This window comes from Sphingobacterium sp. T2 (genome assembly GCF_000814685.1).
GTDB lineage: Bacteria > Bacteroidota > Bacteroidia > Sphingobacteriales > Sphingobacteriaceae > Sphingobacterium > Sphingobacterium thermophilum.
In genome coordinates, this window is sequence record NZ_JXAC01000125.1 from 1 (window position 1) to 1,638 (window position 1,638).

Below are 1,638 nucleotides of genomic sequence, written 5' to 3' on the forward strand. Positions count from 1 at the left end.
CCGCAAAAAGTATGGGCATCGAAGTGGACGACACCATGGGTAAAGGTAAACTTATCGACGCCATCTTCGGCGAAAAATGTGAAGGCAACTTTATCCAGCCTACCTTCATCACCGACTACCCTATAGAGATGTCTCCTCTTACCAAAAAACATAGAAACAACCCGGAACTTACCGAGCGTTTTGAGCTTATGGTATGCGGTAAAGAGATTGCCAATGCCTATTCGGAGCTTAACGACCCAATAGACCAACGCGAGCGCTTCGAAGAGCAGTTACGTCTTTCGGAGAAAGGCGACGACGAAGCGATGTTCATCGACCACGATTTCTTGCGGGCATTGGAATACGGTATGCCTCCTACTGCAGGTCTGGGAATCGGCATGGATCGCTTGACAATGTTCTTGACCAACAATGCGTCCATCCAAGAGGTACTGTTCTTCCCTCAGATGAGACCGGAGAAAAAAGAACCTGCCGTACAGCTTACAGAAGAAGAAAAAACGGTACTAAACATTCTCAGCGACCAAAGACAGACCCTTGCAGAAGCTAAGGAGAAGTCCGGGCTAAGTGGTAAAAAATGGGATACAGCTACCAAAAGCCTACGCCAGAAAGATATGATAGAAATCATCATCGAAGGAGATAATAAATTTATCACAAAAAAATAAAGAAAGGGCTCTTAAGAGCCCTTTTGTTTATCCAAACTTTCTTTCCTTCCAACTGTTAAACAAGTAGGTAAAGAGATTATTACTATTTCTTCAGAATATTATCATATAATCATTTTTATCACATTTTTGCAATAAAATTTCTTACCTTTGTGTGCTTTTATCCGGCTCTGTAGGTCGGATTTTAAAACATTAAATAGATACAGATGAAATTATCACAATTCAAATTCCACTTACCTGAATCTCTATTAGCGACTGAACCTTCTGAACAACGTGATGAAGCTCGTTTGATGGTACTTCACAAAGATACCGGTAAAATCGAGCACAAAATCTTCAAGGATGTTATCGATTATTTCGATGACAAAGATGTAATGATTTTGAACAACACCAAAGTATTTCCGGCACGTTTGTACGGAAATAAAGAAAAAACAGGCGCTACCATAGAAGTTTTCTTATTGCGTGAGTTAAACAAAGAATTACGTTTGTGGGATGTATTAGTAGATCCGGCTCGTAAAATCCGTGTTGGAAACAAGCTATACTTTGGTGAAGATGATTTATTGGTTGCCGAAGTTGTGGACAACACGACTTCTCGTGGCCGCACTATCCGTTTCTTATTCGATGGTACTGATGAGGTGTCTCTCCTAAAATTTCAATGTTGCGGCGAAACTCCTCATCAGTACCATCGAATAAGAAACGGATAGTGCGGCCACGAGAAGTCGTGTTGTCCACAACTTCGGCAACCAATAAATCATCTTCACCAAAGTATAGCTTGTTTCCAACACGGATTTTACGAGCCGGATCTACTAATACATCCCACAAACGTAATTTCTTTGTTTAACTCACAGTCAATAAGAAAACTTCTTTATTGGTTCATGCCAGCCTGTTTTTTCTTTCGAATTTCCGTATCAARCTGTTCGCCGGAAAATTAATCTTTGGTCAGTTTGTTTCTCAAAATCCAATTAATCATCTTTAGTCAATCGAAATT

The 1,638-nt window shown here is 40.3% G+C and carries 3 protein-coding genes; 2 read left to right on the plus strand and 1 reads right to left on the minus strand.

What is annotated here, in order from left to right:
* A partial coding sequence (locus tag SD31_RS08945; RefSeq protein ID WP_039053870.1) for an amino acid--tRNA ligase-related protein occupies nt 1–656 on the plus strand: 656 nt, incomplete at its 5' end.
* Nucleotides 657–859: 203 nt separating this feature from the next.
* Nucleotides 860–1,354, plus strand: coding sequence for an S-adenosylmethionine:tRNA ribosyltransferase-isomerase (locus SD31_RS08950; RefSeq protein ID WP_262506606.1), 495 nt, complete (start codon nt 860–862; stop codon nt 1,352–1,354).
* Here SD31_RS08950 and SD31_RS16090 read toward each other — a convergent pair.
* Entirely contained in the window at nt 1,254–1,472 is a 219-nt protein-coding gene (locus tag SD31_RS16090; protein ID WP_262506607.1) for an S-adenosylmethionine:tRNA ribosyltransferase-isomerase, read from the minus strand. The genes SD31_RS08950 and SD31_RS16090 overlap by 101 nt on opposite strands.
* Nucleotides 1,473–1,638: the final 166 nt, after the last annotated feature.

Excerpts from the sequence above, each read along its gene's own strand:
- SD31_RS08950 (WP_262506606.1), top strand. The coding sequence starts at position 860 with ATGAAATTATCACAATTCAAATTCCACTTACCTGAATCTCTATTAGCG.